The following is a 15,426-nucleotide window of genomic DNA, read 5'->3' on the forward strand; positions in this document are numbered from 1 at the left end:
ATCAGGTTCATTTTACTTCCGCAATGCGCAGATTTGAGATATAGAACCCGTCTTTCGGTTCGGGAATCAGGGGTGCTGAACGGAAGTGGAAATTGTTGCGGTAGCTGTTTTTATCAAAAGCACGGGGCAGATCAAACAACTTTTCTCCGTCCATATACAGCCGGATACGGGTGCCGTTTACGGCAATGCTTACCGGAATTTTCTTATTGACCTTGCGGTCTGCCGGCCATTCTCTGGTGGTTTCCCTTCCGGAATATAAACTGGTAGAATAGCCTACCCATTGATTCACGGAAGACGGAATTATAAAATAGAAAATGCTTTTATGCTGTACCGGTGTTTTAGCAGGATTGCTCACCTCGGTAAATCCGAAGGTTACCGGTGGTCTAAGGCCTGTGGGTGGATACAGCAAATCAAACTCGATGGTGAAATGTTGCGGCAGTGTTCCTTTAATTTCCGGAAATATAAGTGCATTGTCCGTTACCCGAAGCCACTTCCCCGACTGATTTTTTACAGTGGCAATGGAGCCGGAGCTGTTGGTGTTCCACCGGGAAGGAAAGTCGCCGGTATTATAGGTCTGAAAGTCATCGGAGAAAATAATTCGGGTTCCCGGAATGAAATCTGAAGCGGTGGCTGCAGAGAATTCGGGTTCTGAAGCAGGTTTTGTGGCTGTAGTCCCGGGTTTTTTAGTGCTGTTCTTTTTGCCGGGAGTCGCCGCTTCTTCTACTTTGTCTAGCCCCTTGTCTATGGCCTGATTGGCTTTGCGTTCAATGCGCTGATTGACCTTGGATTCTATTCTTTTGTCCAGGTTTTTGAGAACCTGAGCTTCGCAAATCAGTAGCCCGCCTAGGCAAGCCATGGCTGTGAGCGTGGTTTTGGTTTTCATAGGTATGGTTTTTAGTTTTAGTTTTTGCCTGATAGAAAATGCATTTGTTGGTCTAAATGATTCGTTTCAAACGGTATAGCAAATTTAATAAAAAAATAAATCCGGACGTTTCTCTGAAACAAAAAAAATGCTCCTTAAAAAAAAGAAGCATATTGTATTTAAGTCAAATAGATCTTACAGTTGCATTGCTTTCTGTACTGCGGCATCAATACCAGCCAGGTTTTTGCCGCCTGCAGTAGCAAATCCCGGATTGCCGCCGCCGCCGCCCTGGATTTCTTTTGCCAGCTCTTTTACAATGTTTCCGGCATGGTATTTCCCTTCCAGATCTTCTGATACTCCTACGGAAATGAGTGGTTTTTGACCGGCATCTGTAATGATGACCGTTACAGAAGACGGAATTTCTTTTTTCAGTCCAAATACCAGATCCTTGATGGAACCGGCATCTAGTGAGACTTTTTTCACCAGCAGTTTTTTATCACCATGATCCTGGTATTCGTTTTTCCAGTTGGCCGTTTCCGCTTTGGCTCTTTCCTTTTTCATGGCTTCAACCTCTGCTTTCAGTTCAGCATTTTCTGCCATCAGTTTTTCTACAGATCGGGTAATGTCTTTGGATTTCAGCAGTTGAGACAGCTCAGCCAGGTGTGTTTCCAGATTTTTAAAATATGCGGCAGACTGGTCACCGGAGATGGCTTCTATTCTGCGGATTCCGGCGGCAGTGGAACTTTCTGCGGAGATTTTGAAATGGCCTATTTCGCCGGTGGTTTTCACGTGTGTTCCCCCGCAAAGTTCTTTGGAAGTGCCAAACTGAATCATGCGCACTTTGTCCCCGTATTTCTCACCGAAAAGTGCCATGGCTCCTTTTTCCATAGCTTCTGCAATCGGAATGTCACGATATTCCTGCAGCGCAATGTTTTCTTTGATCTTTGCATTCACTTTATGTTCGACGAGCTTCAGTTCTTCTTCGTTCATTTTTGAAAAATGTGAGAAGTCAAACCGCAGATATTCGGGTCCCACATAAGAACCTTTTTGCTCCACATGCGTGCCCAGTACCTCGCGCAGGGCTTCGTGCAGCAGGTGTGTAGCAGAGTGGTTGGCCTGGGTGTTTCTGCGTTCTTCGGTATTTACTTTGGCATAAAAAACCGCGCCGGCATCTTTTGGTAACTCTTTTATGAGCGAGATGATGAGGTTGTTTTCCTTTTTGGTCTCCAGTACTTCTATGAGTTCGGAACAATCCTTTACATCGGTAAGGCTGGGGTTGGAGAGGTCGAATCCTTCCACATAACTCGGAATCAGAATGCCTTTATCACCTATCTGGCCTCCACCTTCCGGGTAAAATGGTGTTTTGGAGAGTACAATCTGATAAAATTCACCATCCTTATTTTCAATTTTCCGGTAGCGGGTGATATAGGTTTCGGTTTCTGTCTGGTCATAACCTACGAATATTTCAGGTTTTTCTTCCAGAACTACCCAGTCATGAACTTTGGCAGCAGAATCTTTTTTGGAACGCTGTTTCTGTTTTTCCATTTCCGCATTGAATCCTTCTTCATCTACAGTAAGTTGTTTTTCTTCGGCAATAATCCTGGATAAATCTGCAGGGAAGCCGAAGGTGTCGTACAGTTCAAATACAGCAGAACCGGGCAGTGTTTTTTCATTTTTGGCCAGCGTTTCGTTAATAATCAGGTCAATGCGTTTCAGTCCGAGTTCAATGGTTTTCAGGAAAGAATTTTCTTCTTCCTTAATGACTTCTGTAACCAGTTTTTCCTGCTTCTCCAGCTCAGGGAAGAAACTTCCCATCTCTTTTTTCAGAATGGCCACCATTTCATAGAGGAAGGCCTCTTTCATTCCTAAAAAACGATAAGAATAGGAGATGGCTCTTCTCAGAATTCTGCGGATGACATAGCCTGCGCCTCCGTTGCCGGGAAGTTGTCCGTCTGCAATGGCAAATGTTACTGCTCTGATGTGGTCTACCACCACGCGGATGGCAATGTCTTTTCCGTCTTCCAGAATGCCGGTATATTTCTTACCGGAAAGTTCTTCTACTTTGGCAATCAGCGGTGTGAAAACATCGGTGTCGTAGTTGGATTTTTTACCCTGAAGTGCCATACAAAGACGCTCGAAACCCATTCCGGTATCTACATGCTGATTCGGAAGTTTTTCCAGGCTACCGTCTGCCTTGCGGTTGAATTCCATGAAAACCAGATTCCATACTTCAATCACCTGCGGGTGATCCATATTCACGAGTTCTATTCCGGGTACGGCTGCTTTTTCCTCTATTGTACGCAGATCCACATGGATTTCGGAACAAGGTCCGCAGGGTCCGCTTTCGCCCATTTCCCAGAAATTGTCTTTCTTGTTTCCATTAATGATTCGGCTTTCATCTATATGCTTTTTCCAGAATTGATAAGCGTCTTCATCACGACCCAGATTTTCGGATGCATCACCTTCAAAGATGGTCACGTAGAGATTTTCCTTCGGAATTTTATATACTTCGGTCAGCAGTTCCCATGCAAAATGAATGGCTTCTTCTTTAAAATAATCACCAAATGACCAGTTTCCCAGCATTTCAAACATCGTATGGTGGTAGGTATCACGACCTACATCATCCAGATCATTGTGTTTTCCGGAAACCCGCAGGCATTTTTGGGTATCGGCTATTCTCGGTGCTTTAGGTTCTTTGTATCCCAGAAAATAATCCTTGAACTGAGTCATTCCGGAGTTGGAAAACATCAGCGTCGGGTCGTCTTTCAGAACGATGGGAGCCGAGGGAACGATGAGGTGATTTTTACTTTGAAAAAAATCCAGAAATTGCTGGCGTATCTGTTGTGAGGTCATAGTGTAAACTTTGCGCGTCCGGCTCTGGGCTTTCTGCTTTTTTAAGACTGCAAATTTAATGATTTTTACTTGATTAAACGTTGCCGGAACTTATGAGAACAAAGTTTTAGATGTAAAAATTGTGAGGTTCTGCGAAGGCTGCCTATAGAACTTTCCCCGCACGGCATTATTTCTGCTGATCGAGCGGGAGAAAGTTTTCGCCGGAAATGCGTATCTTTAAATCTTATTTTTAAATCAGCTTTTATGAATATTACCGAACTGGCCCTGGAACTCGGGGTTTCCACATACAGCATCAAGCAGTTTATCGATGATTTTGATCTGGAACTTTCAGAATGCCTCTATCCGAATATGGAAGTGAAGGATGATTTTCTGAAGTTTGCCCGTGAAAACAAAAAGTTCCTGCTGAACTATGAAAGGGATCTGGTGGAGGAAAAGACCTCGGAAGATATTGCAGAACAGATTAACCAACCGGTAGAGAAAGTGGAGGAAGTGATTAAAAAGCAGAAGCCGAACCTCTTTGAAAACGGCATGTACAAATCCTCGGTATCCAGTTATGGAATAGATCATGAATTGGGCGGGAATTATAATTTTGTATATAATTACTTTGGAAAAAAAACCTCACTCACCCAACGGGATTTCATAGGTTACCGGGATTTGTTTTTTTATATCACCGAGATGCTGAATCCTTTCATAGACGGGCAACAGGCCAGAGACTGGGGGATTTATAAACCTGCAGGAATCATCATGTATGGTCCCAAAGGCAGCGGCAAGATTTTCTGGGCAAGGAAAATTGCCGAAATCATCGGTTATGAATTCAAGGAAGTGAAAAACTCGTTTCTGGGTACTTCTTTTATTAACGGCGAAAAGGCAGATTTCAACGATTACCTCACCACCATGATGAAAGAGGACAAGGTGTTGCTGTTTCTGGAAAATTTTGACCAGATTGCACGTGACCGCTCTTCAGAAAACACTCAGTATTCGGAATTTGAAGAGACCAAAGAAATTATTCTGCACAGCATTCATCGTTTTGTGAATGAAGAATTACTGATGGTAGTGGCTGCCGATAACCTTTTGGGTATGGATTCTGAAGTGTTCGCGCCCGGAAGGTTTGATGTGAAAATTCCGGTATTCCCACCGAATGCCAGCGAGCGGGCCGAAATGATTATGCGTTATCTGATGATGAATCTGGACAAAGACGCCCTTCTGATGCGTATCCTGGAGCATAACGGGGCAGATTACAAACCGTTCTGGAAGGAGTACGCCTCGCGCATGAAACTCTTCAGCAATACCATGGTGATTGATTTTACACAGGGCGTGAAAAAGCGGCTCCGAAATCATTATCTGAAGGTGAAAAACTCCGATTTTGTCATTGACCAATCCATTCTGGAGAACAGCCTTATAGAAGCGGCCAGCAAACTGACGGAAGATTATCTGAATTCTGTGCAGCAGTTTATCTATGAAGTTTCTGCCAATGATTATGATGTGTTTTCGCGCAGAATAGAGAATCTGAAACACGAACTGGATACCTACAAAGTGGTAGAAATGCCACGCCGGCAGATTGGTTTCGGGAAAAACGATGATAAATAATGAAGCCTGAATTTCCTGCCATAAGCTTGTGGGAGAAAGAAACATTCTTCCGGAAAAGGGACGTTGTCATTATAGGCGGCGGGTTTACAGGATTGTGGACCGCTCTGTCTGTAAAGGAAAGATTTCCGGAAAAGTCCGTGCTGGTTACCGAGCGGAGTGCTATCCCACTGGGTGCTTCCACCAGAAATGCCGGTTTTGCCTGTTTCGGCAGCCTTACCGAGGTTCTGGCAGATTCGGAATTGCTGGGTTGGGAGAAGACGCTGAATCTGGTGAAAATGCGGTTTGATGGTTTGCAGAAAATTCAGCAATTTTTCGGGGCAGATGAGATTGATTATGAGCAGTGCGGCGGCTATGAACTGCTGAAAGACCGAGCAGTTTTGAAGCATCTGGATGAGGTTAATGAAAAACTTTCGTCCATTACCGGAGTGGCAGAAACCTTTGTGCTGAATGAGCAGAAAAAGGACATATTCGGCTTCGCAGAGGCAGAGTACCTTATTGAAAATCCTTTTGAAGGAGCCTTACATTCCGGCAAATTATTGATGAATTTGATGAAGCGCTGTCAGGATCAGGATATTGAATTTCTTTTCGGAACAGAAATAACGGCAGTGAATGAGGAGGATAGTCAAGTAATCGTCACAGGCACAAATTTCCGGGTGGAAGCGGCCCAAATCATCATGTGTACCAACGCTTTTGCCAAAAACCTGGTGCCTGATGCTGAGGTTACTCCGGCGAGGGGGCAGATTCTTTTAACAGAACCCATAGAAAATCTGAAACTGAAGGGTACTTTCCATTATGACGAAGGATTTTATTATTTCCGGAATGTGGGTAACCGCATCTTGCTGGGAGGCGGACGTAATCAGGACTTTAAGGCGGAGGAAACCCTGGAGATGGTCACGACAGATTTCCTTCAGCATCATCTGGAAGATTTTCTGAAAACGGTTATTCTGCCGGGCAAAACTGTTCGTGTGGATCAGCGGTGGAGTGGCATTATGGCCATGGGTGCAGAGAAATTTCCGGTGATGAAAAGGCTTACGAACCGGCAGCTTCTAGTGGCCCGGCTTTCCGGAATGGGCGTGGCACTGGCACCCGTGATGGGTGAAAAAGCAGCAGATATGCTTTAGATTCTTTGGTTGCATATGTTGCATCTAAAACTGCTGAATGCATCCGGAATTTATTTTTAAATAGTAAATTTGCAGATTAAATATTCACATTGATTAGTCAGGAACAAATAAAAGAAACTCAGTCCCGTATTGCGGATTTATACCGGTTTTTACAGATTGAGAAAAAGAAAATAGAAATCGCCAACGACGAGGAAAAGACGGCGGCACCCGAATTTTGGGATAACCCCAAAGAGGCTGAAGTCTTCATGAAGCAGCTCCGGTCCAAAAAGAAATGGGTAGATGATTATGATGAGATTTTCTCCCGATTCGAGGATATTCAGGTGCTGGCAGAGTTTGCCCGGGAAGATCCGGATTCAGACAAGGAACTGGATGTAGCCTACCCCGAACTCATCAGTAAAATTGAAGATCTGGAATTCCGGAATATGCTTTCTAATGAAGGCGATGAGCTTTCTGCAGTACTTCAGATTACGGCCGGCGCCGGTGGTACGGAATCCTGCGACTGGGCGTCTATGCTCATGCGGATGTACAATATGTGGGCAGAAAAAAATGGCTACAAAGTACGAGAGCTGAACTATCAGGAAGGTGATGTGGCCGGTGTGAAAACCGTCACCCTTGAAATTGAAGGCGAATTTGCCTTTGGATACCTGCGCGGCGAAAACGGGGTACACCGCCTGGTTCGGATTTCACCATTTGATTCTAACGCGAAACGCCATACCAGTTTCGTGTCCGTATATGTCTATCCGCTGGTAGATGATACCATTGAGATTCACATAAACCCTGCCGATATTTCCTTCGAAACCATGCGGAGTTCCGGTGCCGGTGGACAGAATGTGAATAAGGTGGAAACGGCAGTTCGCTTGCGACACGCACCTACCGGGATTATCATCGAAAACTCAGAGAGCCGTTCCCAATTGCAGAATAAAGAAAAAGCCATGCAGCTTTTACGCTCCAGACTTTACGAAATTGAGCTGGAAGAAAGAATGAAAGCGCGGAACGAAATTGAAGCGGGGAAAATGAAAATAGAATGGGGCAGCCAGATCCGGAATTATGTGATGCATCCGTACAAACTGGTGAAGGATGTGCGTTCCGGTTATGAAACTTCGGACGTAGATGCGGTGATGAACGGCGAAATTACACCCTTCCTCAAATCTTTCCTGATGGCTGATGGAACGGCAGTTTCAGATGACGATCTCGAGTTTTAGCAATTTTTGTGGCAAAGCAGAATGTTGGATGGTCTAAACTACAGGGTGAGAATCCGGCAGGTTTCCTGTGTGCATGATTTAGTCATCATCTCCAATCAGGAAGGTGGTGCATCGCACGGGTAAACCTTCCGGAAGTTGCGTGAAAACGGGCTTTAAAATTGGCAAACTTTAACAGTAAATCATTCCCCGAAAAAATGCCCGTTTTGTATCTTTGCAAATATGGAACATTATGAAAGTTGGAAGGATCTTCTGAATCCTGAATTTTATATAAGAATGGGTGGTTTCTGGCTCGTCTTATTTATCATATTTGCAGAAACGGGTTTATTTGTGGGCTTTTTTCTGCCCGGCGACAGTCTTCTTTTTGTATCGGGGATTTATGCAGTAGAACTGGTGACACAGAGTGTTGGCTCCACCGGCAGCGATTTCTGGGATACTACATTACTGGCCACCTGCATTGCATTTGCAGCTGTAGTGGGAAATCAGGTAGGGTATTGGTTCGGGCGCCGTACCGGACCGGCATTGTTTAAAAAGGAAGATACCTTTTTCTTTAAAAAGAAATACCTGCTGCAGGCCCATGATTTTTTTGAGAAGCATGGATCCCTGGCCATCATTATGGCAAGATTTCTCCCTGTAGTGCGTACCTTTACCCCCATCGTGGCAGGTATTGTAGATATGGACAGACGTAAATTTCTGGTAGATAATATCATCGGCGGTATCCTGTGGTCATTTTCACTGATTTTTGCCGGACATTATCTGGATAAACTGTTCATAGACCAGTTCGGAATTGACCTGAAGGCACATCTGGAACTCATTATTCTGGTCATTGTGGCGGTAACCACACTGCCGCTGATTTTGAAAATGATTTTTAACAAACATGAAGACCGCGATTTTGATCCTCAGAATCCTGAATAAATACTGACCCGCTTCGCAAGCGGGTTATTTTTTTACCCAGTTCAGAATGGCCGGAAAGATAATTTTGTCCCGCTTATGCTTACTGAAAAAACGCGGAGTATGTCCGGTGTTTTTCATGTAAACCAACTGATGAGGTACCTTTTTCGCCTTCAATACCGAGTCCAGTTTCAGAGCCTGATTCCGGTTCACCAGATAATCTGAATCCCCCTGAAATATCAGCGTGGGCACATGGCTCACATAATTTACCGGACTGGCTTCCCTGAATTTTTCGGAGAGATTTTTTCGGTTAAATTTTTCGCCGACCACGGTTTGTAAAGTAGGTGCGCTGTACCACGAGTGAGCAGAAGAAAGATAAGTAGAACTGTGAAAATCTACCGGTCCGCTCATGGAAATCAGGCGTTTCACATATTCCGGATGCTGATAGCCGTAAAGCAGGGCCAGATGGGCACCTGCGCTTTCACCCAGAAGAATATAATGGTCGGGCAACAGGCCGGCTTTGGGAGCCAGTGTGTTGAATTGCTGTCTTGCCAGGTCTAAGTCCTGCAGTTGCTCGCGGTAGGTGATTTGCTTCTTACGGGAGGCATGCCGGTAATCAATATTGACGGTTGGCACCTGATGCTCGTGCAGATATTTCTGAATCATGATCATGTGTTCCTTGCGGCCATACTTCCACGCACCGCCGTGCACAATCATCACTACAGGCGATTCCGACGGGGCATTTTTTGGCAAAAACACATCCATAACCTGTTTCGGGTCTTCGCCATAGGGGAGGTTATAGATTTTCTGATCACCATTATCACCTACCCACACCCGGTATTTATTATTGCAGGAGGTAAATGCCGTAAGACCCGCTGCTCCCAGAAGCAGCACCGGTATTTTTCGCAAAAAAGATTTCATACGCATGGTCATGACAAAGGTACGTACTGTAAAACAAAAAAGAGGCTCAGCGCCTCTTGAATATGATTAATTGAATAAATCTCTTACCTTATCGAAGAATGTTTTTTCTTTCCCGGAGGGTTCAGCTACCATTTCACCCTTATTCAATTGATTTTCAAAAAATTCTTTCTGCTCGGGTGTCAGTTTCTGAGGGGTCCATACATTAATATGTACAAACATATCGCCCTTGCCGTAGCTGTCTATGCTGGGTAAGCCTTTGCCTGCCAGACGCAGGATTTTACCGGACTGGGTGCCCGGGTCGACTTTGATTTTTACTTTGCCGCCTACGGTAGGAATTTCTTTCTGCGTTCCCAGAGCCGCTTCTGCAAACGAAACATAAAGTTCCTGATGCAGGTTATCTCCTTCACGCTTGATTTGGGCATCTGTTTCCTCTTCTACCACCACCAGTAAATCGCCCGGAGTACCGCCAAAAGGGGCATCATTTCCTTTGCCGCGCACGTTCAGCTGAATGCCTTCTCTGGCGCCTGCCGGAATGTTGATGGTTACTTCATCGTCTTCTTTGATGAGTCCCTGTGCATTGGCTCCGGCCGGAATTTTATCGGCTATTTTTCCTGTACCCTGGCAGGTTCCGCAGTGGGTCTGTGTCTGCATCTGTCCGAACATGGTATTCATTACCTTTACCTGAACCCCGCTTCCGTTACAGGTGGTACATGTTTTGGAAGTAGCACCGGGAGCCAGTTTCATGCGTTTTACCTTGATGGTTTTCTGGGTTCCGTTTACCATTTCTTCCAGGTTCAGTTTGATGCGTACCCGCAGGTTAGACCCGCGCATCTGCTGTCTTTGGCCGCCGCCGAAACCGCCGCCGCCAAAATGTCCGCCAAAAATATCTCCGAACTGGCTGAAAATGTCTTCCATATTCATGCCTCCGAAACCGCCGCCACCAAAACCACCGGCACCGCCCATACCGGCGTGTCCATACTGGTCGTAGCGTGCTTTTGTGTTTTCGTCGCTCAGCACTTCATAGGCCTCTGCAGCTTCCTTGAACTTTTCTTCGGCTTCCTTGTCACCCGGGTTTTTATCTGGGTGATATTTCAGCGCCATTTTTCTGTAGGCCTTTTTTATTTCGTCTGCTGAAGCACTTTTAGATACCTCTAGCACTTCATAGTAATCTCTTTTTGCCATATTTTTTTCTTCAAAAAAGGAAATCCGGCAGTCTGTGCTGCCGGTTCTCCATATTTATTTTAATTAATTTCCGGTGACTACTTTTGTAAAACGAATGACTTTATCGTGAAGCGTATATCCGGTTTCTATGACGTCTACAATTTTCCCTTTCAGGTCTTCAGACGGAGCAGTAATCTGGGTAATAGCCTCATGGAAATCCACATTAAAGTCATCTCCGGATTTTACTTCCAATTCCTTCAGGCCTTTTTCGCCCAGTTTGTTTTTCAGTTTCTGGTAAATAAGTTCCACCCCCTGCAGATCTGCTTCGTTACCGCGTTTTGAAATTTCTTTGATGGCCCGTTCGAAATCATCCAGAACTGCCAGCATGGAAATCATCAGATCCTGGTTGGCATACTGAAAAAACTCCATTTTCTCTTTGGAAGTCCGTTTTTTGTAGTTTTCAAATTCTGCAAATAACCTTACATAGCGGTCACGCTCTTCTGCCAAAAGTTCTTCGGCAGTAGGTTCTTCTGCCATTTTTTCCTCCTGAATGACGTTCTCTTCCGTATGATTTTCCTCCTGTAGATTCAGATTTTCTTCGTGTATATCTTTATTTTCTGACATAATGATTATTTTCTTTAGCATAGGTTCTCAAAATTTTTGCCAAATAACAAAGATGGACATTTCGGCAGTTTTAAAGATGAATTAGGTGTTGATAATTAAATTTGTTAGACTGGGCTAACATTTCTATATTTGCAGTATAATTACTGTTCCATGAAACCTGTTTTTTCTATTTTCGCAGCATTCAGCATCCTCTTGTGGTCGGGGCAGAGTCAGTTGTTCGCTCAGCGTGATTCCATTGCTACGTCTTCCCTGGATTCAATCCGGATTTCAGACCAGCAATTTAAAACTTCCGACATTGATGAAATTGTGATTTCCGGAACCATGAAAGCGGTGAACAGACTGGAAAGTCCGGTTCCGGTGGAGGTGTACAGTGCTGCATTCTTCCGGAAAAACCCTACTCCCACAATATTTGACGCACTGCAGAATGTCAATGGCGTCCGTCCGCAACTGAACTGCAATATCTGCAACACCGGAGATATCCACATCAATGGTCTGGAGGGTCCCTATACCATGGTTTTAATTGACGGAATGCCCATTGTGAGTTCGCTGGGTACGGTGTACGGACTTTCCGGAATTCCTAATGCAATGGTAGAACGGATTGAAATCGTGAAGGGGCCGGCTTCATCTTTGTACGGCAGTGAGGCGGTAGGCGGACTTATTAATATCATCACGCGGAATCCGCAGCAGGCACCGGTTTTTTCGGCAGATGTGATGTCCACCGCCTGGGGCGAGTATAATGCAGATGTAGGTTTTAAAATCCATGCCGGTGATAAAGCATCTGTTTTAACGGGTTTGAATTATTTTAATTATCAGAATATAACAGATGATAACCACGATCATTTTACCGATGTCACGCTGCAGGACCGGATTTCCGTTTTTCAGAAATGGAATTTCCGTCGGAGGGAAAACCGTTTGTTCAGTCTTGCTGGCAGATACGTGTATGAAGACCGGTGGGGCGGAGATGTACGGTGGAATCCATCCTACAGGGGTGGCAGTGAAATATATGGCGAAAGCATCTATACCGGCAGAGCCGAAATCATAGGAATGTACCAGCTCCCGGTGAAAGATCCTGTGTTTTTCGGGTTTTCATTCATCAGCCATAATCAGGACAGCCGCTATGGGGATACGTCTTATATTGCGCATCAGAACATTGCATTCGGACAGGTTACCTGGGATAAAAAGTATGGAAAACATGACCTGCTGGCCGGTGCTGCACTCAGATATTCATTTTATGAGGATAATACAGCTGCCACTGCTCATGAGGCGGAACAGACCTGGCTTCCCGGCATCTTTCTACAAAATGAAATGGATCTGGCCTCCGGGCATACACTGTTACTGGGAGCCCGCTATGATTTCCATTACCATCATGGATCTGTTTTTACGCCCAGACTGGCTTATAAATGGTCTTTGAATGATACCAGTATCTTAAGATTCAACGCAGGAACCGGTTTCCGGGTGGTGAATCTGTTTACCGAGGATCATGCGGCACTCACCGGAGCCCGGGAAGTTATTATTCTGAATGATCTGAAGCCTGAGAAATCGTATAATGTGAACCTGAATTTCATTAGGAAAATTTATCTGGACACAGGAAGTTCTCTTGCTCTGGAAGCGAGCGCATTTTATACGTATTTTACCAACAGGATAGTCCCGGATTATGAAAACCCGCAAAGCATTGTGTATGATAATATGAATGGACATGCGGTAAGCAAAGGCTTGAGCCTTAATGCAGACCTGAATTTTGCAAGAGGTTTAAAGTTGATTCTTGGCGGCACCTTTATGGAAAATGAAACCACTGTAAATGGTCAACGGACACAGCAGATGCTCACTGAAAAATTTAGCGGTACCTGGGCGGCTTCCTACAAAATACGACCATGGAATCTGACGGTGGATTATACCGGAAATGTCTTCGGACCGATGCGATTGCCACTTGCCGGTGAGCTGGATCCCAGACCCGCAATGTCACCGTGGTGGAGCCTGCAGAATGTTCAGATGACGTTTAGCGGATTTAAAAATTTTGAGGTGTATGGTGGCGTCAAAAATCTGCTGAACTGGACGCCAGGCCGACATACTCCTTTTTTAATTTCCCGCACAGAAGATCCTTTTAATCAGCAGGTGGAATACGGTCCGGGCGGTCAGGTGATTGCTACACCGGGTAATCCGTATGCGCTCACTTTCGACACTGCCTATATGTATGCACCCAATCAGGGAATCAGAGGGTTTCTAGGCATCAGATTCAGATTAGATCAGTGATGAAACTTCAGCATTACATCCTCAAAATAATTGTAGCGGGCAGTTTGGTGCTTGCGCAAACAGCTGCTGCTCAGTTGCCGCATCACCAGATTGCGGACATTGAGCAACTTCAGAAACAGGAGGAAAGAAACATGGTTATTTTTGTGTATACCGACTGGTGTACGTATTGCAAAGCGATGGAGCATACCACGTTTAGAAACAAGGGTCTCCTAAAAATCCTCAGTGATCAGTTTTATTTCATCCGTTTCAATGCAGAAGAAAGAGCAGAAGTTTTATGGAATCATCAGTGGTTCCGGTATCAACCGACGGGAAGGGGTACCGGCACGCATCAGCTGGCAATTGAGCTGGCTCAGAAAGAAGGCTCTTATCCGTTAATAAACATTCTGGACAAAGATTACCAAATACAGTTTCAGTACAGTGGTTTTTTATCTGCAGAAGATCTGCAGCAAATACTGCGGCAGTTTCTGAAATGGGGTAGTATTTATCAGCATTTTGTTTTAAGGTTAAACAAATCCGTCTTCAAAAAAAGTTTGATAGAGCAGGTACAGATTCAGCACGATAATGATGAATGAAATAATCCATGCCACGATTTTCAGCCATGGTTTGTTCACAAAAATTCCCATTTTCAGTTTATCTCCGGTGAACATGACCAGCGGAACCACCGCAAAACTCAGTTGCATGGACAAAATAACTTGACTGAGAACCAGCAGATCAGCAGTACCGCCTTCGCCGTACATGATGGTCACGAAAAAAGCTGGCACCACAGCAATAAGCCTGGTAATCAGTCTTCGCAGCCATGGTTTGAGTTTGATGTTGAGAAAGCCTTCCATTACAATCTGTCCTGCCAGCGTACCCGTGAGGGTAGAATTTTGTCCGGAGGCCAGCAGGGCGATGGCAAATGCAATACTGGCAAGGCTGGTGCCCAACAGCGGTTCCAGCATGCGGTGTGCATCATGAATATCTGCAATGTCATGATTGCCACTGGTGTGAAAAGTAGCGGCTGCCACGATGAGAATGGCCGCATTGATGAAAAAGGCGAGAAACAGAGATGCAGTACTGTCTATGGTGGCGAATTTAATGGCTTCGCGTTTTCCGGGTGTGGTGCGGTCATAATTTCGGGTCTGTACAATGCTGCTGTGCAGATACAGATTATGGGGCATAACGGTAGCTCCCAGAATTCCGATGGCAATGTACAGCATAGAGGGATTGGTGACAATTTCCTTGTCCGGAACCAGCCCCCTCAGAATCGGGAAAATTTCCGGCTGGGAAATAACCATCTGATAGGCAAAACAAATCAGAATAATGAAAATGAGACCGCCTACAATGCTCTCCAGCCAGCGGAAACCCCGGGCTTGCAGCAACAAAATTACGAAAACATCTACGATAGTGATGGCAACTCCCCAACTGAGGGGGATGCCAAAAAGGAGGTTCAGGGCAATGGCCGTTCCCAGGACTTCGGCAAGGTCCATGGCGGCAATGGCAATTTCGCAGAACAGCCAAAGAATGAAATTCACCACGGGATGAAAATGATCTTTACAGGCCTGAGCCAGATCCCGCTCTGCCACTACGCCCAGTTTCACGGACAGATGCTGCAGGATGATGGCAAAAAGGTTGGATATCAGAATCACCGACAGCAGGGTGTACCCGAACTGCGCACCCCCGGCAATATCTGTAGCCCAGTTTCCAGGATCCATATAGCCTACCGCCACCATCAGACCCGGACCTGCAAACGCAAAAAGTTTTTTCCAGAATCCTGCATCTTTAGGGATTTCCACAGAAGCAAAAGATTCAGATAAGGAATTGGAACTGCGCTCTGACCGCCACGCTTTTCTAAACGGATTATTCATTTTGAATGTTAGATTAACCTAACAAAAGTACATCATTTCATCTAATTTGCAAATTTTCTGCAAAAAAAATCCGCTTCCCGGGTGGGGAAGCGGAAGAATTATAGTTTGCT

General features: G+C 45.1%; 12 protein-coding genes. 6 read left to right on the forward strand and 6 right to left on the reverse strand.

Features of this window, described 5'->3' with window-relative positions; genetic code table 11:
• Positions 1 to 7 precede the first annotated feature (7 nt).
• Positions 8 to 883, reverse strand: coding sequence for a hypothetical protein (locus LKO26_RS10810; protein WP_227587878.1), 876 nt, complete (start codon positions 881 to 883; stop codon positions 8 to 10).
• A 174-nt stretch (positions 884 to 1,057) separates the two neighbouring features.
• Complete coding sequence (alaS, locus tag LKO26_RS10815) at positions 1,058 to 3,715, reverse strand: alanine--tRNA ligase (protein WP_227587879.1); 2,658 nt, start codon at positions 3,713 to 3,715, stop codon at positions 1,058 to 1,060.
• Positions 3,716 to 3,958: 243 nt separating this feature from the next.
• On the opposite strand from alaS, the gene LKO26_RS10820 reads away from it, so the two are divergent.
• From LKO26_RS10820 to LKO26_RS10835, 4 genes are all read left to right on the forward strand, one after another.
• Entirely contained in the window at positions 3,959 to 5,302 is a 1,344-nt protein-coding gene (locus LKO26_RS10820) for an AAA family ATPase (protein ID WP_227587880.1), read from the forward strand.
• Entirely contained in the window at positions 5,302 to 6,423 is a 1,122-nt protein-coding gene (locus LKO26_RS10825; RefSeq protein ID WP_227587881.1) for an NAD(P)/FAD-dependent oxidoreductase, read from the forward strand. The genes LKO26_RS10820 and LKO26_RS10825 overlap by 1 nt, the downstream gene beginning before the upstream one ends.
• Before the next feature lie 89 nt (positions 6,424 to 6,512).
• The gene (gene prfB, locus LKO26_RS10830) at positions 6,513 to 7,625 is read left to right on the forward strand and encodes a peptide chain release factor 2 (protein ID WP_227587882.1); all 1,113 of its coding nucleotides are present in this window, start codon (positions 6,513 to 6,515) and stop codon (positions 7,623 to 7,625) included.
• Between the two features lie 219 nt (positions 7,626 to 7,844).
• Entirely contained in the window at positions 7,845 to 8,537 is a 693-nt protein-coding gene (locus tag LKO26_RS10835; protein WP_227587883.1) for a DedA family protein, read from the forward strand.
• Between the two features lie 24 nt (positions 8,538 to 8,561).
• Here LKO26_RS10835 and LKO26_RS10840 read toward each other — a convergent pair whose 3' ends face one another.
• From LKO26_RS10840 to LKO26_RS10850, 3 genes are all read right to left on the reverse strand, one after another.
• Entirely contained in the window at positions 8,562 to 9,434 is an 873-nt protein-coding gene (locus tag LKO26_RS10840) for an alpha/beta hydrolase (protein ID WP_227587884.1), read from the reverse strand.
• A 66-nt stretch (positions 9,435 to 9,500) separates the two neighbouring features.
• The gene (gene dnaJ, locus LKO26_RS10845; RefSeq protein ID WP_227587885.1) at positions 9,501 to 10,616 is read right to left on the reverse strand and encodes a molecular chaperone DnaJ; all 1,116 of its coding nucleotides are present in this window, start codon (positions 10,614 to 10,616) and stop codon (positions 9,501 to 9,503) included.
• Between the two features lie 63 nt (positions 10,617 to 10,679).
• Positions 10,680 to 11,219, reverse strand: coding sequence for a nucleotide exchange factor GrpE (locus tag LKO26_RS10850; protein WP_227587886.1), 540 nt, complete (start codon positions 11,217 to 11,219; stop codon positions 10,680 to 10,682).
• Between the two features lie 150 nt (positions 11,220 to 11,369).
• Between LKO26_RS10850 and LKO26_RS10855 the strand changes: the two genes are divergently transcribed.
• A complete protein-coding gene (locus LKO26_RS10855) occupies positions 11,370 to 13,469 on the forward strand; it encodes a TonB-dependent receptor plug domain-containing protein (protein ID WP_317206385.1) in 2,100 nt (699 codons plus the stop codon).
• Entirely contained in the window at positions 13,469 to 14,041 is a 573-nt protein-coding gene (locus LKO26_RS10860; protein ID WP_227587887.1) for a thioredoxin family protein, read from the forward strand. Before LKO26_RS10855 ends, LKO26_RS10860 begins: the two co-directional genes overlap by 1 nt.
• On the opposite strand, the gene LKO26_RS10865 is transcribed toward LKO26_RS10860, so the two are convergent.
• Positions 13,973 to 15,316, reverse strand: coding sequence for an Nramp family divalent metal transporter (locus LKO26_RS10865; protein WP_227587888.1), 1,344 nt, complete (start codon positions 15,314 to 15,316; stop codon positions 13,973 to 13,975). The two genes, LKO26_RS10860 and LKO26_RS10865, sit on opposite strands and share 69 nt — an antisense overlap.
• Between the last annotated feature and the right edge of the window lie 110 nt (positions 15,317 to 15,426).

Origin of the sequence: Chryseobacterium sp. MFBS3-17, assembly GCF_020687745.1 — a bacterium.
Lineage (GTDB): Bacteria > Bacteroidota > Bacteroidia > Flavobacteriales > Weeksellaceae > Marnyiella.

Coding starts and splice junctions, on each gene's coding strand:
- LKO26_RS10810 (WP_227587878.1), bottom strand. CDS start 883: ATGAAAACCAAAACCACGCTCACAGCCATGGCTTGCCTAGGCGGGCTA.
- alaS (WP_227587879.1), bottom strand. CDS start 3,715: ATGACCTCACAACAGATACGCCAGCAATTTCTGGATTTTTTTCAAAGT.
- LKO26_RS10820 (WP_227587880.1), top strand. CDS start 3,959: ATGAATATTACCGAACTGGCCCTGGAACTCGGGGTTTCCACATACAGC.
- LKO26_RS10825 (WP_227587881.1), top strand. CDS start 5,302: ATGAAGCCTGAATTTCCTGCCATAAGCTTGTGGGAGAAAGAAACATTC.
- LKO26_RS10835 (WP_227587883.1), top strand. CDS start 7,845: ATGGAACATTATGAAAGTTGGAAGGATCTTCTGAATCCTGAATTTTAT.
- LKO26_RS10840 (WP_227587884.1), bottom strand. CDS start 9,434: ATGAAATCTTTTTTGCGAAAAATACCGGTGCTGCTTCTGGGAGCAGCG.
- dnaJ (WP_227587885.1), bottom strand. CDS start 10,616: ATGGCAAAAAGAGATTACTATGAAGTGCTAGAGGTATCTAAAAGTGCT.
- LKO26_RS10850 (WP_227587886.1), bottom strand. CDS start 11,219: ATGTCAGAAAATAAAGATATACACGAAGAAAATCTGAATCTACAGGAG.
- LKO26_RS10855 (WP_317206385.1), top strand. CDS start 11,370: ATGAAACCTGTTTTTTCTATTTTCGCAGCATTCAGCATCCTCTTGTGG.
- LKO26_RS10860 (WP_227587887.1), top strand. CDS start 13,469: ATGAAACTTCAGCATTACATCCTCAAAATAATTGTAGCGGGCAGTTTG.
- LKO26_RS10865 (WP_227587888.1), bottom strand. CDS start 15,316: ATGAATAATCCGTTTAGAAAAGCGTGGCGGTCAGAGCGCAGTTCCAAT.